Below are 16,333 nucleotides of genomic sequence, written 5' to 3'. Positions count from 1 at the left end.
ATAATTATTTCCCTGGAAATTTTATTTTAGTCACTGTGGATAACTTGACTTTTACCGGATAATTTCTTTCAATCCAGTTCCTCTTTGGTTAGTAATTATCCTAAAATGAGAAACTGGAAGGCTTTTATATTTAAAATCGTGGTGCTTGTGCTGGTGGGTATTGTAATATTTACAGGCTGATTCACCCCCGCATTTATTCTTTTCTCTCCTGTTGTAAGGCATGGTTATTCTGTGTATCCAAAATCTCTTCCTGAAAAATATTCCCCATATTTGAATACTTTATTTATAAAAAGTTACCTACATTCGTTTTATTAAGTTTAAAGGACTATTGGTTTATGGGGAAAATTGATCTGAGTTATTTAGAAAATATTACCGGGGGCGACAACGAGGTAATGATAGAGATGATAGATCTCATGTTGTCGGAGACTCCCAAACATATTAAAAAGATCAAGCAGGCTCACGGGAAACAAAGCTGGAAAGAATTAGGAGCCGAATCACACAAACTGAAACCTATGTTTTTATATGTGGGTCTTACCGCCTTAAATGAAATTGCCCAAGATTTAGAAAAGTTCGGTAAGGAGGCAACCAATCTGAAATCGATCCCCGGTTTAATTGATAAACTTGAGCAAGGATATCTGGAAGTAGTAGATGAGCTTACAAGTAAAAAGGACGAGCTAAGCTAACACCATTTGCAGGTGGTCTATATCATCAACCACATAGACTTCTCCCTCTGCCCTGAAGCCAAACTCATTGTAGTATACTTCTAAAGCTGCCTGAGCTTCAATCCGTATTGGTTTCTTGTCGCACAATTCAATTCCCTTTTTGATAAGTATTTCGCCTAAACCGGTACCTCTGAACTCCGGGGCAACAACTATTCGGCCCAAATTAGCCTCCTTATCATACTTTACGCCATAGGGAAAAATTCGGAGGTAAGCTGCCAGTTTTTCTTCTTTATAGATGAGCAGGTGTTCGGCTTTAACATCCGCTCCATCGATATCCTCATAGAAACACTGCTGCTCTATGATGAAGACATTTTGCCTTAGCCTTAACATATCCTGAACCTGAACAGGACTGAGTTTGCCAAATCGTTTATATATTATTTCCATCGAATCAATTTTTAGTTTAATGTAACCATTCTACGGTCGGGGTCGTACAGAAAGGCCACTTTTAACAAAATTCTACCATTATGATTTGGGCCTGGTTATTAAATAGTGTTTCCATATATGCCACTGCAAGCTTACTTAAAGGAGTTGAAATTAAGAATTTTTGGAGTGCTGTTTTTGTAGCCGCTCTTCTCGCAATTATAAATGTATTTGTAAAACCAATTCTTCTAATTCTGAGCTTGCCGATTACCATTCTTACCTTTGGGCTCTTTGTATGGGTGATTAATGCTGCCCTTATTATGCTGGTAGATGCCATGGTAGAAGGTTTCAAAGTCAAAAGTTTTGGTTGGGCACTGGCTTTTGGGCTGGTGATGTCTGTAATCAGCTGGGCCTTGTTTAAGTTATTTGGCTAACCAACAAATTGAAATAAAAAAGGCTGCCTTCCCGGCAGCCTTTTTTTATATACTACGTTATTTAAACGGTCATCAAATATTATCACACACGGCTTGGGTAAAGGTAGAAGTAGTCCCTTCACCTCCAATATCCGGGGTGCAATACACTTTCTTCTCTACCAGAGTTTTATAAACCGCTTTTCTAATGTTTTCAGCAATCTGCTTTTGATCAATATGCTCAAGCATCATTAATGAAGAAAACAACAACGCCATAGGGTTCGCTACATTTTTTCCAACAATATCGGGAGCGGAACCGTGAACAGCTTCAAACATAGCAGCATCGTCACCAATGTTGGCGGCACCGGTAACTCCAAGTCCACCCACCAGGCCTGATGCAAGGTCAGACAAAATATCGCCAAACAGGTTGGTGGTTACCACCACATCAAACTGCTGGGGACGAAGTACCATCTGCATGGCCATATTGTCAACAATCAGATCCTGAAATTCAATGTCTTTATATTCTTTAGCTACCTTTCTGCCAACCTCAAGGAATAAACCGGTGGTCAGTTTCAGAATGTTAGCCTTGTGGACAAGTGTCACTTTTTTCCGCTCATTTTTTACGGCATAATCAAAAGCAGCCCTGATAATTTTTTCGCTGGCTTCTTCCGTTACAACGGCAATAGCTTCTGCGTGCTTCTTGTTGTCTGCTTCCTCAATCCATTCCTCTTTGCCGATGTACAATCCCTGAGTGTTTTCACGGAAGAGTACCATATCCACTCCTCGAAACGGGCTGTCGATACTAGGCAGCGTGCGAGCCGGCCTGATATTACTGTACAAGTTAAATTTTTGGCGAAGTGCCACATTCACAGATCTGAAACCTGATCCAACGGGTGTAGTCAGTGGCCCTTTCAGTGATATGCGGTGCTCATCCAGCGCTTCGATAGTTTCTTCAGGAAGGGGATTTCCGGTTTCCTCATAGGCTTTCAGCCCTGCCGAGCATTCAATCCAATTAATCTCAGCTCCTGCTTCTTTCAGAATAGTAGTTACGGAATTAGTGATTTCTGCCCCGATTCCATCACCGGGGATTAAAACAACATTTTTCATTTATTGGTCGGTATTTGGCTTCAAAATTTTCGAATGGTAAATATACCGATATAAACTCCCAAATGTGAGCCCTGCTTATTTTTTGGAATGAAAGCCAGCCGCTTAAGCTTTTACCTACCAAAAAGGAATATGAATAAATCACTGATTTGGTTCCGTAACGATTTACGCCTGCACGATAACGAAGCGCTGGCTAAAGCTGCTCAGGCCGAGGAAATTTTACCTGTTTATATTTTTGATCCCCGGCATTATGAAACTACTTCCTTCGGCTTTCCTAAAACCGGTTCGCACAGAGCCGGGTTTTTACTTGAATCGCTTGAGAACCTCCAATCCAATTTACAGAAACATACTCTTGATCTGATTATCAAAAAAGGTAAACCTGAGGAAGTAATCCCAAAGCTCATGTCTGAATATAACATTGACCTTGCCTTTACTCATAAAGAAATTACCCGTGAGGAAATCGATGTTGAGGAAGCCATCAAACGTTCTATTGGTGATAAGCTGAGTTTTGTATGGGGCAGTACTCTTTTTCATATCAATGATATTCCTTTCTCAAAGAACGAAATTCCGGATGTTTTCACGCAATTCAGAAAAAAAACAGAAAAACAGTCGGTAGTTCGAAAGGAACTTGAGTTTCGGAAAGAGGTTAATTTGGTGCCGGATGTTGATTCAGCCCCTTTACCAACCCTTCAGGATCTTGGTATTGAAGCCATGGATAACGATGACCGGGCTGTACTAAGTTTTAAAGGTGGAGAAGACGAAGCCTTACAGCGCCTGCAGAAATACTTCTGGAAACAAGACCAATTGAAGAATTACAAATATACGCGGAACGGTCTTATTGGAGCTGATTATTCCTCAAAATTTTCTCCATGGCTGGCTAACGGCTGTCTTTCTCCCCGCAGAATTTATTGGGAAGTAAAAAAGTATGAGGATGAACGTACAAGCAATGTCTCCACTTACTGGATGATCTTTGAATTGATATGGAGGGATTACTTCCGGTTCTCGGCCTGGAAGCACGAGGATAAACTCTTTTGGCAATCCGGAATCCAATCCAAAGATCGAGATTGGAGAACCAATCGTAAAGATTTTAAAAAATGGGCTGAAGGTAACACTGGAATTCCTTTTATTGATGCTAACATGCGTGAATTAAACGCAACCGGCTACATGAGTAACCGTGGCCGTCAAAATGTAGCGAGTTTTCTTGCTCAGAATCTGAATATAGATTGGAGAATGGGAGCCGAATACTTCGAGTCATTGCTGCTTGATTACGACCCGTGCAGCAATTATGGAAATTGGGCTTACAACTCAACCGTTGGTCACGACCCGAGAAACCGCTATTTCAATATTATCAATCAGGCTGATAAGTACGATAAGAAGGGTGAGTATGTACGACACTGGATACCGGAACTTGAGAAGGTCCCAAAAGAATTTATCCATGAACCGCACAAAATGAATCCCGAACAACAAACGTTACATTCCGTAGAGATTGGAGACTCGTATCCAAAGCCGATGATAAACCTGGAGGAAAGTTATGAAGAAATCAAAGCAAGAGAATAAAAGTCGTATCCTTCCGATGAAAAAAAATCGAGGTCAGAAAGACCCTGTTTCACCAACTGAGGTAACCAAGAACCTGTTTACCGATGTCTGGAAAGATCACGTTGACGAAGTACGAACCATGGCCGGAGAGCTGCAAAGCGAAAAATTGGCAAGCATTACCCGAAAAGCAAAAGCGGTTGTTCTTAGCCAAACTAATAAGTCAGCCCGGCTGTCCCTGATCAAAAGCGATGACTAAGATGAGAAAGAAATCGGATTTACCTGAGAAGGTGTGTCCGGTTTGCAATCGCCCCTTTAAATGGCGAAAGAAATGGGAAGATGACTGGGAAAACGTGAAATATTGTAGCGAGCGCTGCCGCAGAAACAAATCTTAGAGCCTATCCCACACCCATTCGGGAACCAACTTCGCAACCCAGGCCAACAGCTGCCAGCGCTTGGTTACATATACATAGTTCTTCTTCTTTTCAATACCCGTAATCATTTGTTGGACTGCCTTTTCTACAGGTGCAACCCAAAACATGCCTTTTGCTCGTTCCGTCATTTCCGTCCAAACATAACCGGGACGAATTTCTGTAATCGTGATATCACCATCCATCCGCTTTGCTTTTTGCCGATAGCCTTTCATATAATTTGAAATGAAATGCTTGGATGCCGTATAGGCAGCTGCACGGTGATGAGCCAGAAGCGCTGCCATTGAGGACATTCCCACAATATGGCCGCTTTCACGGTTTCTGAAATAATCCATTGCAAAATGGCAGCCATGGGCAAAAGCCAATGCATTAACCTCAATCAGTTTAGATTCTGCTTCCCAGGGTGGCAACATTTGGATACGTCCGATGCCTGCATTCAGAATCATGATATCCATTCCGCCCATTTCATCGATGAGGCTGTTATATACCTCTTCAGCTTTTTCGTGATCTGTTACATCCAGGGTCTTGATGAATGCGAGATCTCCGATTTCATCTTTCAGCTCTTGCAACCGCTCCGTTCGCCTTCCCATTAACCCGACCTTGTGTCCTTTTGATGAAAGCTGAATGGCAAGTTCTTTGCCGATTCCTGAAGTGGCACCGGTAATTAGGATATTCATTCTATGAGCATTAAGTCTTCTGACAAATAATTCGTTAGCGGACTCCTTGTGAGTGCATCATAAGTATAAAGAAAATCGACAAACTGTGATAATACCCGGAACCTCGATTTTAAAATTACTTCATCCAGTTTGGCAATACCTTCCTGCAAATCCAGAATAGTGAGAGGGTCAAAATCTTCGCTATTGGCCAGGTTGTTTTGCATGACTTCTAAATTCAGGACCTCTACTTTCTTGATCATTAGCCGGTGTTGAGCAATTATATTCTTCAGATGCTCGTACTCTCTGGTTTTATTTATCGAATCACGATACTGTTCAAATTCAAGCTCTCCCTCCAATTCCAGCTCTTCCAGCTTTCTTTCTGCAATCTGAGGCTTATTATCATTAAAAATTGGAAGCGTTAGACCCACCGAAAAACCGTAATTGGATTTTCTGTTGGTAAAGGGAAAGTATTCAATCTGTGCATACCCGATATCAAAATCCGCTTTCTCTACCCTGCCCTCTTGTCTGGCAACCTCTGCCTGTTGGGAAATTAAATCCAGCTCTGCCGAGTGGTTTGATTGTGTTACGATATCTGCGGCAACTTCTTTTATGGTTTCCACCTGTATAAGCGGAAAATCTGCCCAGTTTAATTCACCAATATCAACAATAAGCTCTATTTCTGCCTGTACCCAGTTTAATTCCACCAGTGTTTCTTCCAGGTTTTCGATGGCCTCAACCTGGTCCAGTTTGGCTTCTGAATAATCTTTACCATCAAAGAGCTCACTTTGTAAATTTTCTTCCATAATGCTGGCTTTGCGGGAAATGATATCCAAACTCTCTTCAACCTGTGCTTTTAGCTCCCGATTGTAGAAATATTGTAATGCCAGCTCATACCGCATCATCAGGTTCTCTTTATACTCTAACCTCTTCTGAAGCTCCAGCTCTTTTCGGGTCGCATTAAAAAAGGCGTTATTTCGCCGAATTCTCCACGGATTTCCAGGCCTTACCCGTAAAGCATATTGCAGATCTTCATAGGTTAGTTCGTCATTTCCCATACGGAGTTCCACTTCTTCCAGGATGGGATATCTGTAGTTACGGGGTTTAAGAAATGTTTTTTGAGCATCAAAATGAGCCGTATTTCGACTTTCAAAAGCGGTTAGTAAAAAGTCTGAAACTGTTTGCTGTGCTCTTGCATCGAGAGGGTTAATAAACACAAAACCCACAAATGAGGTCAGAAATAGAAAAGCGGTTCTCATCTTATGATAATTTTCTCTCCAACTGGCAGGTCATTCTTCTCCGGGATTTCTATAAAGACTTCCAATCCAAATGTTTGAATGGTAGTTGTTTTTTGCAAAACCTCAGGTAATAGTACCACCGAACCAAATCCAATAATAGAACCGGTAGTTTGAAGGTCCGGATGTTCCATAGAACGCACCGTTACTGTTTGGCCGAGTTGTTGGCTGCGGTCTTTTTTGCCAACCAGATATCCCACTACAGAAGTAGGGTTAACAGGATTAATCGAGATTAATGATGTAAATTCCTGAACCTGCTCATTTGGTTTGATATACACATTCTCTATAACTCCCGGAAAGGAGGCAAACTTGTTCAGGTTTCTGTCTTCCTGCATCTTCCAGTTTAACTCCTGTCGGGCCAATTCAATTTTAGCCTCCAACTGAGACTGATCAAAGGTGTGGTCCTGATTCAGGTCGGTAATTCTGATGTTCACAGCTTCCAGTTCAAGTTCACCCTTTTGTCGGATGGATTTAATTTGAAGCTGAAGAGTGCCTAACGTATCGTCTTCGAGGTTTGCCGTTCTGTTTTCTAAAATGGAATCCGTCAGCGACCGGTTTAACTGGATGCGCCGTTGCAGTAGCTTTACTTCATTCTCAATTTCATTCCGAATTATCCTTTTTTGAGATTCCAACAACTCCAGTTCGGATTCCAGTAGCTTCTGTTGCTCAATCTTTTGTGATTCAAAAATCTCGAGTTCTTTTCGAAGCTGTGCTATTTCCAGGTTAAGCTGGGGGCTTTCTAATTCCACCAGAATCTCACCCGGCTCTACCGTTTGGCCCGGAACCACATGTACTTTTTTAACTACGGCCGGCTTCTCAATATTAATATTATATACCTTGGAATACGTGACTCCAACAAAAGATTTACTCCCTTTGAAGTACTGAGAATTCACAGCAAAAAGTCCGGCAAACAGAAGTGCTATAAACAGATAAAAGGAATTTATTTTCTTGAACATTATTCCTCCTCTTTAATTGTTTTCCTGGAAACCTTTGAAAGTGATACGAACCCTCAGCGTATGCTCAATAGCTCTCATTTCTTCCAAAAACTTACGATTGTCACCTTCATGCATAAATTCGATTTGGTACTCATAATCGTATCGACCATTATTCCTGGCCGTAATTTCAACGTCATCGTAATCGGTGCAGTATTTATCTAAAATAGCCAGTACCTGCTCGTGGCCTTTTCCATCCTGAAGACGGAAAGTGAGCGTTCCTCGGATACCATCCTTTGTACTAAACGGACTCATATGGAGCACTAACGCCATGGTACAAAAGAGTACGGTACCTACAAAGGCGATGGTATAACCAAAAACCCCAATAGCCAATCCCACACTGAGAGATGCAAAAATGAACAGGATGTTTCGGACGTCCTGAATCCGGGTACGGAACCTGATCATGGCTAAAGCACCGAAAGCCCCTAAACCACGGGCCAGGCTATCACCAATGGCCATCATCACCATAGCAGCAACGATGGAGCCCAGCGCCAGCCCCTGGAAAAAATTCTTGGGATACTGATGACCTGAAAACGTCACCCTATGTGTGATCGCAATCAAAGAAGAAAGGGCAAAAGCCCATACCAATGAATAAAAGACATTCAGTAAGGTGGGATAATCGTAAACCGGCTGGTCCGGGAATAATTCGAACATAGTATAATTTACTGTCTCTGAATGCTCAGAGGCTGATCATGATTTAATGCATCAATTATACTGTTCTTATCGGCCTGAAAAAAATGAAATTAAATTAACCTTCAGGCTTTCTGAAAAGCAGGTGTTTTGGTTTTTGCGTATTCAAAAGCTCCAAACATTACCCCGGAGTAGAAAAGGTCACCGAGTACGGTGTAATGAAAGAATGGAATTCCGGCTGCATAGCTCATGAATAAACCCTGAATACCCTGAATACCCTGAGGATACATCGGGTTGCCTAACCATGCACCAAAATTGGTAACCAGAAAAAAGATAACAGAGGCACTTAAACTGCCAGCTATAACCGTTTTAGTGTTCACTTTTTTCAGAATAAAAATACCGGCTACAACAATGAGGGCTATAGCACCATACATCCAGTAAAACCCGGGTGTGAAGAGCGTAAAGCCGCCATAAAAGCTGGCATACAACAGGTTGTTGACCAGCAGATCACTGATAAACATAGCAAAAAGGGGTACCAGGAAAGAAAATTTCTTATCCGTGAAATACGCTGCTCCAAAAATAGACATAGCTCCTATAGGAGCAAAGTTATAAGGATGCGGGATAATACGTGAGAGTGCCGCAATTATGATAAAGCCGGATAAAACTATAAAACGTTTCTTATTCATTGATCTGATTGATGCTTGGTATGAACACCTAAAATAAAAAAAGCATCGCCTCAAATGAAACGATGCTTTCGAAATATCCGGTATTTCTTAATTTATTTTGTGGAACTGTTTCCTTTTTTGCTGTTTAGCTCAAGGTTAAGGTCAACAGTTACTTCATCACCGATTACCGCATCAGAGGCCCAATCGCCGGTTCCTACTTTATAATCTGTTCGGTTTACGGTTATTGAGGATGTAATTCCGGCTACAATAGTATTTTCTTTCATCGGATTATCTTTCATACCCAGCAAAGTAAATGGCAGTGCAATTTCCTTGGATACATCTTTAATCGTGAGCGTACCGTTTGCTACAAACTTGTTGTCTCCGGTTTTCTCAATATCAGAGCTTTTAAATGTAATGTGTGGCCATTTTTCTGCGTTGAAAAAATCTGCTGTCTTCAAGTGACCGTCTCTTCTCTCGTTGTCTGTATCGATGCTGTTCACCATAATCTTAACATCGATCATGCTTTCTTCAAGATTATTTGGATCGAAGTTAACGGTGGCTTCGTAATTATTGAATTCACCATTTACCGGTGTAAAGAAGTGAGTTACTTCAAAATTTACTGCACTGTGGGCTTTGTCTATGCTCCAGCTGGTGGCTGCATATTTTGTTAATGCCAAAGACGAAAGCGCAAAGATAGTTAATGCTAATACGGACGTTATTTTATTTAATGTTCTCATGGTTGAGTAATAGTTATTGATTTTAGATTTGTGCTAATCCCTCAACACAGCCAAATGGGAAATAATTTCCTTTAATGTTAAATCATTATTAAGCCTCGATCCCTGTTATAAAAGGAATAGCCTGCTTTACTCCCCCGGCTAATGTTAGAAGGTGTAAAAACATGGAGAACGGAGAACATTTATTTCGGCCAATGGTTTGCATTAGTAGAATAGTTACCGTTAGTTATTCATTAATAATTCAATACTTAAACAAAATACCTTTTATGAAAAAATTAGTGCGTTATTCATTTGTTATAATTTTGGGTGCAGTTCTTAGCACAGCTACTGCTTTCGCTCAACAACAGCAAATGCCGCCTCAACCTGAACCTTTAAGCCCTGAAGAAGTTACTGATGAACAACTTGAAATGGTTGTTAATGTATCTGAAGCTGTTCAAGGTTTGCAGAAAGAGGCTGACATGCAGATGAGAGAAGTTATTGCAGAAGAGGAGATGGAGTACAGTCGTTTTCAGCAGATTATGATGGCTCAGCAAAATCCACAAATGGCCGGACAAGTAAATGTAACTGAAGATGAAAAACAAACCCTTCAGAAAGTTCAGCCTAAACTACAGGAAATAACCATGAAAGTTCAGCAGGGTTATATGACTGCTATTCAGGATGAAGGACTGTCTCCTCAGAAATTTCAGCAAATTGCACAAGCTATTCAGGCACACCCTGAAGTGGCCAAACGGTTTGAAGAGATTAAGAGTGAATCTGCTCAGGAAAGTGGAAGTGACGGTTAATCGACTCCGCTATTTACTTTGATTTTAAAACCCGGTGTACTTGCATCGGGTTTTTTATTTGCTGATCCATCTTGATCCTTTTACCGTAAATCGCCACGGTAGCTTGGCATCTTCACCGGCATAATCCACCCCTATTCTTGGGCTCGCCTCTATCTCCTTCTCCGCGAATTCAATTCCCCGATCTTCAATCCAAATTATATCCCCAAGAAGATCACACTCATTATTTGAAGTAGTAATTCCCATTGCCTGAGACAATTTACCCGGACCATTCGTAATTACAGGTTGAAGTTTATTCTTCCCTCTACGCTTAACCATTATTTCTTCACCTTCAATAGGTTGAATAGCCCGAATAAGAATGGCGTCAGCCAGGCCTTCCCTATTCGTCACTACATTAAACAGGTGATGAATTCCATAGCATAAATACACATAAGCATAGCCCGGAGGTCCATAAATGGTTTCTGTGCGGGATGTTCGAACATCCGGGTAAGCATGGCAGGCCCGATCTGTTCGTCCGTTATAAGCCTCGGTCTCTACAATAACTCCGGCCGTTTGTACTCCATCAAAATTCGTGCAGATCACTTTCCCGATCAATTCCTTGCTGATTTGCACCACCTCATCACGCTGGTAAAAAGATCTGGGCAATTTTGAAGACATCAGGAAATAGCTGTGTATGGATTTTCTTCGATGGCGGGCCGGTTTCCTAAAAACACATCCTTGTAGGCTCTCGCCATAATGGCACTGATCACAAACAACAGAGCCGTATAGAACGTCCAAACGCCTAAAAGAATAAGAATGGTGTATCCCTGATAAAAGTACCGGTACGTTGAAAAGGCATATTCCAGGTAGGCGCTTAATCCGAATTTTGCGATTTCGAACAACAAGGTATAAGTCAAAGCCGCCATTAGTGCCACTTTGGGTTTAATCTTGCGTTCGCTCACAAACCGAAACACCACATACAAAATCATGAAAGCCAGAATAATGGGGAGTACGATATTCAGGAAGTCGTAAATCCAGGGAAGCTCAATCACCATATCGGTAAAGGGTATTTGGATACGGCTGAGGTTAAAAAGAGAAATCGTGGAAATGGCTAGACTGAAAAACAGAAATACGGTTCCAATCAAACTAAAGCCAAAGAAGTTGTAAATCACATCCATAATAGGATGTTTCCGCTCTTTAATGTCGAAGGTATCAAAGAGAACATGTTTGAGGCTGTGCAGTAATCCCTGGGTAAAAAACATCAGCACAATGATACCGATGATACCGAAAATCTGGCGGGCCCCCACCAATGGTCGCAGCAGCGATTCTATGGTTACCGCTCCCTGAAACACATCATTATTCTGCGTTTCGTAGGTGAAGCTTGGGAAAAACTCCCGGCCGTATCGTACAATTTCGTTAAAGGCCTCATCCACCGAAAGTACATACCCGATGATAGAAATCAGGATGAGGACGAAAGGAATGGCACAAATAAATAAATTAAAGGTGATGGCGGAGGCATTGAAAAAGATGTCTTTCTTACCTGCCAGCTTTAAAACCCGCTTCCAAAATTCTTTGTGTTTCTCCACAAGATGTATACAATTTGATGAAGGGTAAAATTCGCAGGATGCTGAGTTAATTCCAAACAAACATTTCACGCATAGTTTTTCAGGTAATACATTGGTAAGTTCCACACCTTAAATCAGCAATCTATCAGCATAAAAACAGGTATTTCGAGCGCATGAGTGCTAAGAAAAAGCAGACTCCGCTGATGCGGCAGTATTTTCAGATTAAAGACGAACATCCCGGTACTATACTGTTATTTCGGGTTGGGGATTTTTATGAGACTTTTGCCGATGATGCACAGCTGGTAAGTAAAGAATTGGGGATAACCCTCACCAAACGAAATAATGGTGGCGACCAAACTCCCCTCGCCGGCTTCCCCTACCATGCACTGGATAATTACCTGCCCAAGCTCGTTAAAAAAGGATACAAAGTAGCCGTCTGCGATCAGACCGAAGATCCGGAAGACGCCAAAAAAGCCGGGCGTAAAATTGTAGAACGGGAAGTTACCGAGATTACCACCCCCGGCGTTACCATGTCGGAAAAGCTGCTGGATCACAAGCGAAATAATTATATAGCTTCCCTCCACTGGGATGGTTCAACCGTCGGTGTTGCTTTTTCTGATATCTCGACCGGTGAATTTGCTTTGAGTCATGTGGATGAAAAGAACCTGGACAGCCTGCTTGCCGCCATCCAGCCTTCTGAGATTCTGGTTCAGCAAAAAAGGAAGAATAAGCTGGATGAAAAGCTCACCCATCATAACATCAGCTATATCGAGGATTGGGTATATGACGGGGATTATGGATACAACCTCCTCACCGAGCATTTTGAGACCCATTCCCTGAAGGGTTTTGGGGTTGAGAATCTGAAAGTGGCCCATGTTGCCGCCGGCTCGCTGATGCATTACATGCAGGAAACACAAAAAGCTTATTTGCGTCATCTGCGCCGGCTGTACGCGTATGAAAGCAGTGAATTTATGAGCCTTGACGCCGCCACCAAACGGAACCTGGAGCTTACCGCCAGCATTCAGGAAGGTGGAACCGATGGCACCCTTATTTCCATACTTGATGACACCTGCACGGCTATGGGCGGGCGTTTGCTGCGCCGGTGGATTATGCGTCCGTTAAAAAGACTGAAGCCCGTTCAGCAGCGACTTGATGCCGTTGAAAAGCTATACAAGAATACTGATGTCCGGCAAACCCTTCGTGAAGAACTTGAGCAGGTTGGCGACATGGAGCGGCTTATTTCCCGGATTGCGGTGGGCCGCACCAACGCACGCGATGTGGTGCAATTGAAGCTTTCTCTTGCACAGATTCCGAGACTGAAGTCTCAATTTTCGAATATTGAAGACCCATTATTAGAAAATATTTCGAGCCGGTTAAAATTGCTGATTGAAGTTCAGGAACGGATTAATAAGGCCCTGAAAGATGACCCTCCGGCCAGTGTACGAGATGGTGGTATGATTGAAGACGGGTTTAATGATGAGCTTGATGAACTCCGCGATATTGCCAAAAACGGAAAGAAATATATAGCCCAGATCAAAGATGATCTTGCTAAAGAGCATAATATTCCCTCCCTCAAAATCGGCTATAACAAAGTATTTGGCTACTACATTGAAGTAACCAACACGCATAAAGACAAAGTGCCTGAGAGCTTTATCCGTAAGCAAACACTGGTGAATTCCGAGCGATACATCACCCCCGAGCTGAAGGAAGTTGAAGAGAAAGTGTTATCGGCAGAAGAGCGAAGCAAAACGCTGGAATATGAATTGTTCGAAGAACTGAGGTTGTACGTAGCGGAGTTTGCTGACGACATCCAGCAGGTTTCTCACGCCATTGCCGAGCTGGATTGTTTGCAGGGTTTTGCTGAAATCGCTTTCCGGAATAATTATGCCAAACCGGAAGTGGGTGATCATGAAGAAATTGATATCAAAAAAGGACGGCATCCGGTGGTTGAAAAGTCGCTGCCTATGGGTGAGCCGTTTATCCCCAACGACATCAAGCTGGATAACGATGAACAGCAAATTCTAATTATCACCGGACCCAACATGGCCGGTAAAAGTATCATTCTTCGCCAAACCGGACTCATCGTGTTACTGGCTCAGGTGGGGAGTTTTGTGCCTGCTAAAGAAGCCAAAATCGGTCTGGTCGATAAAATTTTTACCCGTGTGGGTGCTTCAGATAACCTGGCTGCCGGGGAAAGTACGTTCCTGGTAGAAATGAACGAAGCGGCCAACATTCTGAACAATGCTACCCCCCGTTCACTAATTCTGCTGGATGAGGTCGGCCGGGGAACTTCCACTTTTGATGGGTTGAGTATTGCCTGGTCGCTGGCTGAATATCTTCATAACCACGCGCCGGTTGCTGCAAAGACTTTATTTGCCACTCACTACCATGAGCTGAATGAACTGGAACAAATGTATGAGCGTACCAAGAATTTCAACGTTCAGGTAAAAGAGCACGACGGGAAGGTGGTATTTTTGAGAAAACTCATTCCGGGTGGCGCCGATCACAGTTATGGAATTCAGGTAGCTGATATGGCCGGTCTTCCGCAGGTTGTGATTGAACGGGCCAAAGAAATCCTGAAAAACCTGGAAAGCCATAGTCTTGATATTACCAACAAAAACGGGACCATTGAGAACGAAGCTTCCTCCAAAAAAGAAGCGGCCAAGAATCTCTCTGAGAAAGTAGAAAAACAGCCCGAAACTTCACAGATGACAATGTTCCAGACGCATGTGGATCCCCGAATTGAAACCGTACTGAACAAGCTTGAAGCCACGGATCCAAATCGAATGACGCCCATTGAGGCTCTTATGCTGATTACTGAATTAAAACGACTGGTTGACTGAGAATGTGTTACCGTGTTAAAGTGTTTACGTGTTTAACTCTAAACACACACTTTAACACGTTAGCACGTCAACACATTAATACATGAAAAAATGGAAGAAAAATCCCACAAATCCGGATATGTAGCCATCATCGGGAAACCGAATGCCGGTAAATCCACCCTGATGAATTATATTCTGGGAGCCAAGATTTCCATCACTACGCATAAGGCCCAGACAACCCGTCATCAGATTGTGGGTATATTTTCGGATGAGAATACGCAGATCGTTTTTCTGGATACGCCGGGTGTAATCTCACCAAGATATGAGCTTCAAAAAGCGATGATGAAAACCGTAGAGCGTGCACGCAGTGATGCTGATGTAATCCTCTTTATCCATGACCCGATGGATAAGCACCCCACGGATGATGTAATTGAACTTATAAAGTCCATCAACAAACCGGTATTCTTGGTTGTCAACAAAATGGATGCCGCAAATAATGAAAAAGCCCACAAATCGGCCGAGCAAATTCAAGAGAAGCTGAAGGTTCGTTCCACACATTATATCTCAGCAACTGCCGGAACCGGCGTACAAGAATTGATGGAAGATATTCGGGGATGTTTACTGCCCGGCCCTCCTTTCTATCCCAAAGAAGACCTGAGCGAGCACCCCGTACGTTTCTTTGTTTCAGAGCTGATTCGGGAACAGATTTTCCTTCAATTTCACCAGGAAATCCCCTATTCCTGTACCGTTGAAGTAGTTTCATATGATGCCGATGTGGACATTGACCGTATCCATGCCGACATCATTGTAAACCAAAAATCCCAAAAAGGAATGCTAATCGGTAAAGGCGGATCTGCCATCAAAGAGTTGGGTATTGAAGCCCGGAAATCGGTTGAGGAATTTATTGGGAAACAGGTGTATTTGGAGCTTCATGTGAAAGTCAGAGAAAAGTGGAGAGAGAAAGAAGGCTGGGTTCGTAATTTGGGGTATTAATGGAACTCGGATATCGCAGATGCGACAAATTTCTAAATGACTTCTTTTATTTTCACATTGAGATTTTGATGTAAAGTCTTCTCATATCAGAAATTTTATAATGATTTTAAATTAATTACACCCATACATTTACGATCAGTGAACATCTGTTCAATCCGTGTCGTCTGTGTTCCATCAAAAAAATAATTTGCGCCTTCCGAATTCTACTCTTAACATTAGTGCAATGAAATTTTTCCGACAAAATATTATCAGCTCTTGTGCAATGATGTGTTGCATGTGTATGTGCATGGCGCAGACATAAGGGCTGAGATATACGTAAAATAATTTACACAAGCCCTTTTGAATGCAACTCAAAAGGGCTTTTTTGTTGGAATCTATTTTAATCGTTCTTTTACAACCGTTGCATTCTCATTAAGAAAGGTGGAGGGATCAGGTCCTTTGAAGCCTTGGCAACCGTCCCCGACTAATAATTTTATTTGTCGGGGAAAAGGTGCTACGTCCTGTCTGTCACATAAAATTTATGTGAGGGAAAAGATGAGTTCGAACAGATATTGGTTTTGACATAAAGCCTCTTTCGGATTCATCTCTGAAAGAGGCTTTTTTCGTTTTAAGAAGTCTCATCAGAGAGATGCAAAATCTTAAAAGCTAAATACATCAACAAATAAC

At 42.2% G+C, this 16,333-nt stretch carries 18 protein-coding genes and 1 riboswitch; of the genes, 8 read left to right on the top strand and 10 right to left on the bottom strand.

Annotated features, from left to right (window positions below):
- The first annotated feature begins 335 nt into the window (after positions 1-335).
- Positions 336-683 carry an Hpt domain-containing protein gene (locus tag ABFW99_RS11055; RefSeq protein ID WP_349354079.1) on the top strand — a complete coding sequence of 116 codons (348 nt, stop codon included), beginning with the start codon at positions 336-338 and terminating at the stop codon, positions 681-683.
- Here ABFW99_RS11055 and ABFW99_RS11050 read toward each other — a convergent pair.
- The gene (locus ABFW99_RS11050; protein ID WP_349354078.1) at positions 675-1,106 is read right to left on the bottom strand and encodes a GNAT family N-acetyltransferase; all 432 of its coding nucleotides are present in this window, start codon (positions 1,104-1,106) and stop codon (positions 675-677) included. The genes ABFW99_RS11055 and ABFW99_RS11050 overlap by 9 nt on opposite strands.
- A gap of 80 nt (positions 1,107-1,186) precedes the next feature.
- On the opposite strand from ABFW99_RS11050, the gene ABFW99_RS11045 reads away from it, so the two are divergent.
- The gene (locus ABFW99_RS11045; RefSeq protein WP_349354077.1) at positions 1,187-1,516 is read left to right on the top strand and encodes a phage holin family protein; all 330 of its coding nucleotides are present in this window, start codon (positions 1,187-1,189) and stop codon (positions 1,514-1,516) included.
- 72 nt (positions 1,517-1,588) lie between these two features.
- Here the strand turns inward: ABFW99_RS11045 and ABFW99_RS11040 are convergent, their stop codons facing one another.
- Positions 1,589-2,599 (bottom strand): isocitrate/isopropylmalate dehydrogenase family protein, encoded by a 1,011-nt coding sequence (locus ABFW99_RS11040; protein WP_349354076.1) that lies wholly within the window; start codon positions 2,597-2,599, stop codon positions 1,589-1,591.
- A gap of 129 nt (positions 2,600-2,728) precedes the next feature.
- Between ABFW99_RS11040 and ABFW99_RS11035 the strand changes: the two genes are divergently transcribed.
- The 3 genes from ABFW99_RS11035 to ABFW99_RS11025 are packed head-to-tail and all read left to right on the top strand — an operon-like array spanning position 2,729 to position 4,524.
- Positions 2,729-4,153 carry a DASH family cryptochrome gene (locus ABFW99_RS11035; RefSeq protein ID WP_349354075.1) on the top strand — a complete coding sequence of 475 codons (1,425 nt, stop codon included), beginning with the start codon at positions 2,729-2,731 and terminating at the stop codon, positions 4,151-4,153.
- A 16-nt stretch (positions 4,154-4,169) separates the two neighbouring features.
- The gene (locus tag ABFW99_RS11030) at positions 4,170-4,388 is read left to right on the top strand and encodes a DUF3253 domain-containing protein (protein WP_349354074.1); all 219 of its coding nucleotides are present in this window, start codon (positions 4,170-4,172) and stop codon (positions 4,386-4,388) included.
- Positions 4,381-4,524, top strand: coding sequence for a DUF2256 domain-containing protein (locus ABFW99_RS11025; protein WP_349354073.1), 144 nt, complete (start codon positions 4,381-4,383; stop codon positions 4,522-4,524). Before ABFW99_RS11030 ends, ABFW99_RS11025 begins: the two co-directional genes overlap by 8 nt.
- Here ABFW99_RS11025 and ABFW99_RS11020 read toward each other — a convergent pair.
- The 6 genes from ABFW99_RS11020 to ABFW99_RS10995 form a co-directional block, all read right to left on the bottom strand.
- A complete protein-coding gene (locus tag ABFW99_RS11020) occupies positions 4,521-5,237 on the bottom strand; it encodes an SDR family NAD(P)-dependent oxidoreductase (protein WP_349354072.1) in 717 nt (238 codons plus the stop codon). The genes ABFW99_RS11025 and ABFW99_RS11020 overlap by 4 nt on opposite strands.
- On the bottom strand, positions 5,234-6,472 hold the full coding sequence (locus ABFW99_RS11015) for a hypothetical protein (protein WP_349354071.1): 1,239 nt from the start codon (positions 6,470-6,472) through the stop codon (positions 5,234-5,236). The genes ABFW99_RS11020 and ABFW99_RS11015 overlap by 4 nt, the downstream gene beginning before the upstream one ends.
- Complete coding sequence (locus ABFW99_RS11010; protein ID WP_349354070.1) at positions 6,469-7,464, bottom strand: HlyD family secretion protein; 996 nt, start codon at positions 7,462-7,464, stop codon at positions 6,469-6,471. The genes ABFW99_RS11015 and ABFW99_RS11010 overlap by 4 nt, the downstream gene beginning before the upstream one ends.
- A 12-nt stretch (positions 7,465-7,476) precedes the next feature.
- A complete protein-coding gene (locus tag ABFW99_RS11005) occupies positions 7,477-8,154 on the bottom strand; it encodes a DUF4956 domain-containing protein (protein WP_349354069.1) in 678 nt (225 codons plus the stop codon).
- Between the two features lie 101 nt (positions 8,155-8,255).
- Entirely contained in the window at positions 8,256-8,816 is a 561-nt protein-coding gene (locus ABFW99_RS11000; RefSeq protein ID WP_349354068.1) for a DUF6580 family putative transport protein, read from the bottom strand.
- A 92-nt stretch (positions 8,817-8,908) separates the two neighbouring features.
- Positions 8,909-9,532 (bottom strand): YceI family protein, encoded by a 624-nt coding sequence (locus ABFW99_RS10995; protein WP_349354067.1) that lies wholly within the window; start codon positions 9,530-9,532, stop codon positions 8,909-8,911.
- 263 nt (positions 9,533-9,795) lie between these two features.
- Between ABFW99_RS10995 and ABFW99_RS10990 the strand changes: the two genes are divergently transcribed.
- Complete coding sequence (locus ABFW99_RS10990; RefSeq protein WP_349354066.1) at positions 9,796-10,311, top strand: DUF4168 domain-containing protein; 516 nt, start codon at positions 9,796-9,798, stop codon at positions 10,309-10,311.
- A 54-nt stretch (positions 10,312-10,365) separates the two neighbouring features.
- Here the strand turns inward: ABFW99_RS10990 and ABFW99_RS10985 are convergent, their stop codons facing one another.
- A complete protein-coding gene (locus ABFW99_RS10985; RefSeq protein ID WP_349354065.1) occupies positions 10,366-10,965 on the bottom strand; it encodes a DNA-3-methyladenine glycosylase in 600 nt (199 codons plus the stop codon).
- Positions 10,965-11,873, bottom strand: a complete 909-nt coding sequence (locus tag ABFW99_RS10980; RefSeq protein WP_349354064.1) for a YihY/virulence factor BrkB family protein — start codon at positions 11,871-11,873, stop codon at positions 10,965-10,967. The genes ABFW99_RS10985 and ABFW99_RS10980 overlap by 1 nt, the downstream gene beginning before the upstream one ends.
- Positions 11,874-12,025: 152 nt before the next feature.
- Here ABFW99_RS10980 and mutS point away from each other — a divergent pair, with 152 nt between their 5' ends.
- Entirely contained in the window at positions 12,026-14,695 is a 2,670-nt protein-coding gene (mutS, locus tag ABFW99_RS10975; protein ID WP_349354063.1) for a DNA mismatch repair protein MutS, read from the top strand.
- 90 nt (positions 14,696-14,785) lie between these two features.
- Positions 14,786-15,667 (top strand): GTPase Era, encoded by an 882-nt coding sequence (gene era, locus ABFW99_RS10970; protein WP_349354062.1) that lies wholly within the window; start codon positions 14,786-14,788, stop codon positions 15,665-15,667.
- Positions 15,668-16,072: 405 nt separating this feature from the next.
- A riboswitch (SAM riboswitch) is annotated at positions 16,073-16,208 on the top strand.
- Positions 16,209-16,333: the final 125 nt, after the last annotated feature.

Origin of the sequence: Gracilimonas sp. BCB1 (genome assembly GCF_040117685.2) — a bacterium.
GTDB lineage: Bacteria > Bacteroidota > Rhodothermia > Balneolales > Balneolaceae > Gracilimonas.
Note: the sequence above shows the minus strand (reverse complement) of the source record. Positions and strands in the feature narration are given on the sequence as shown.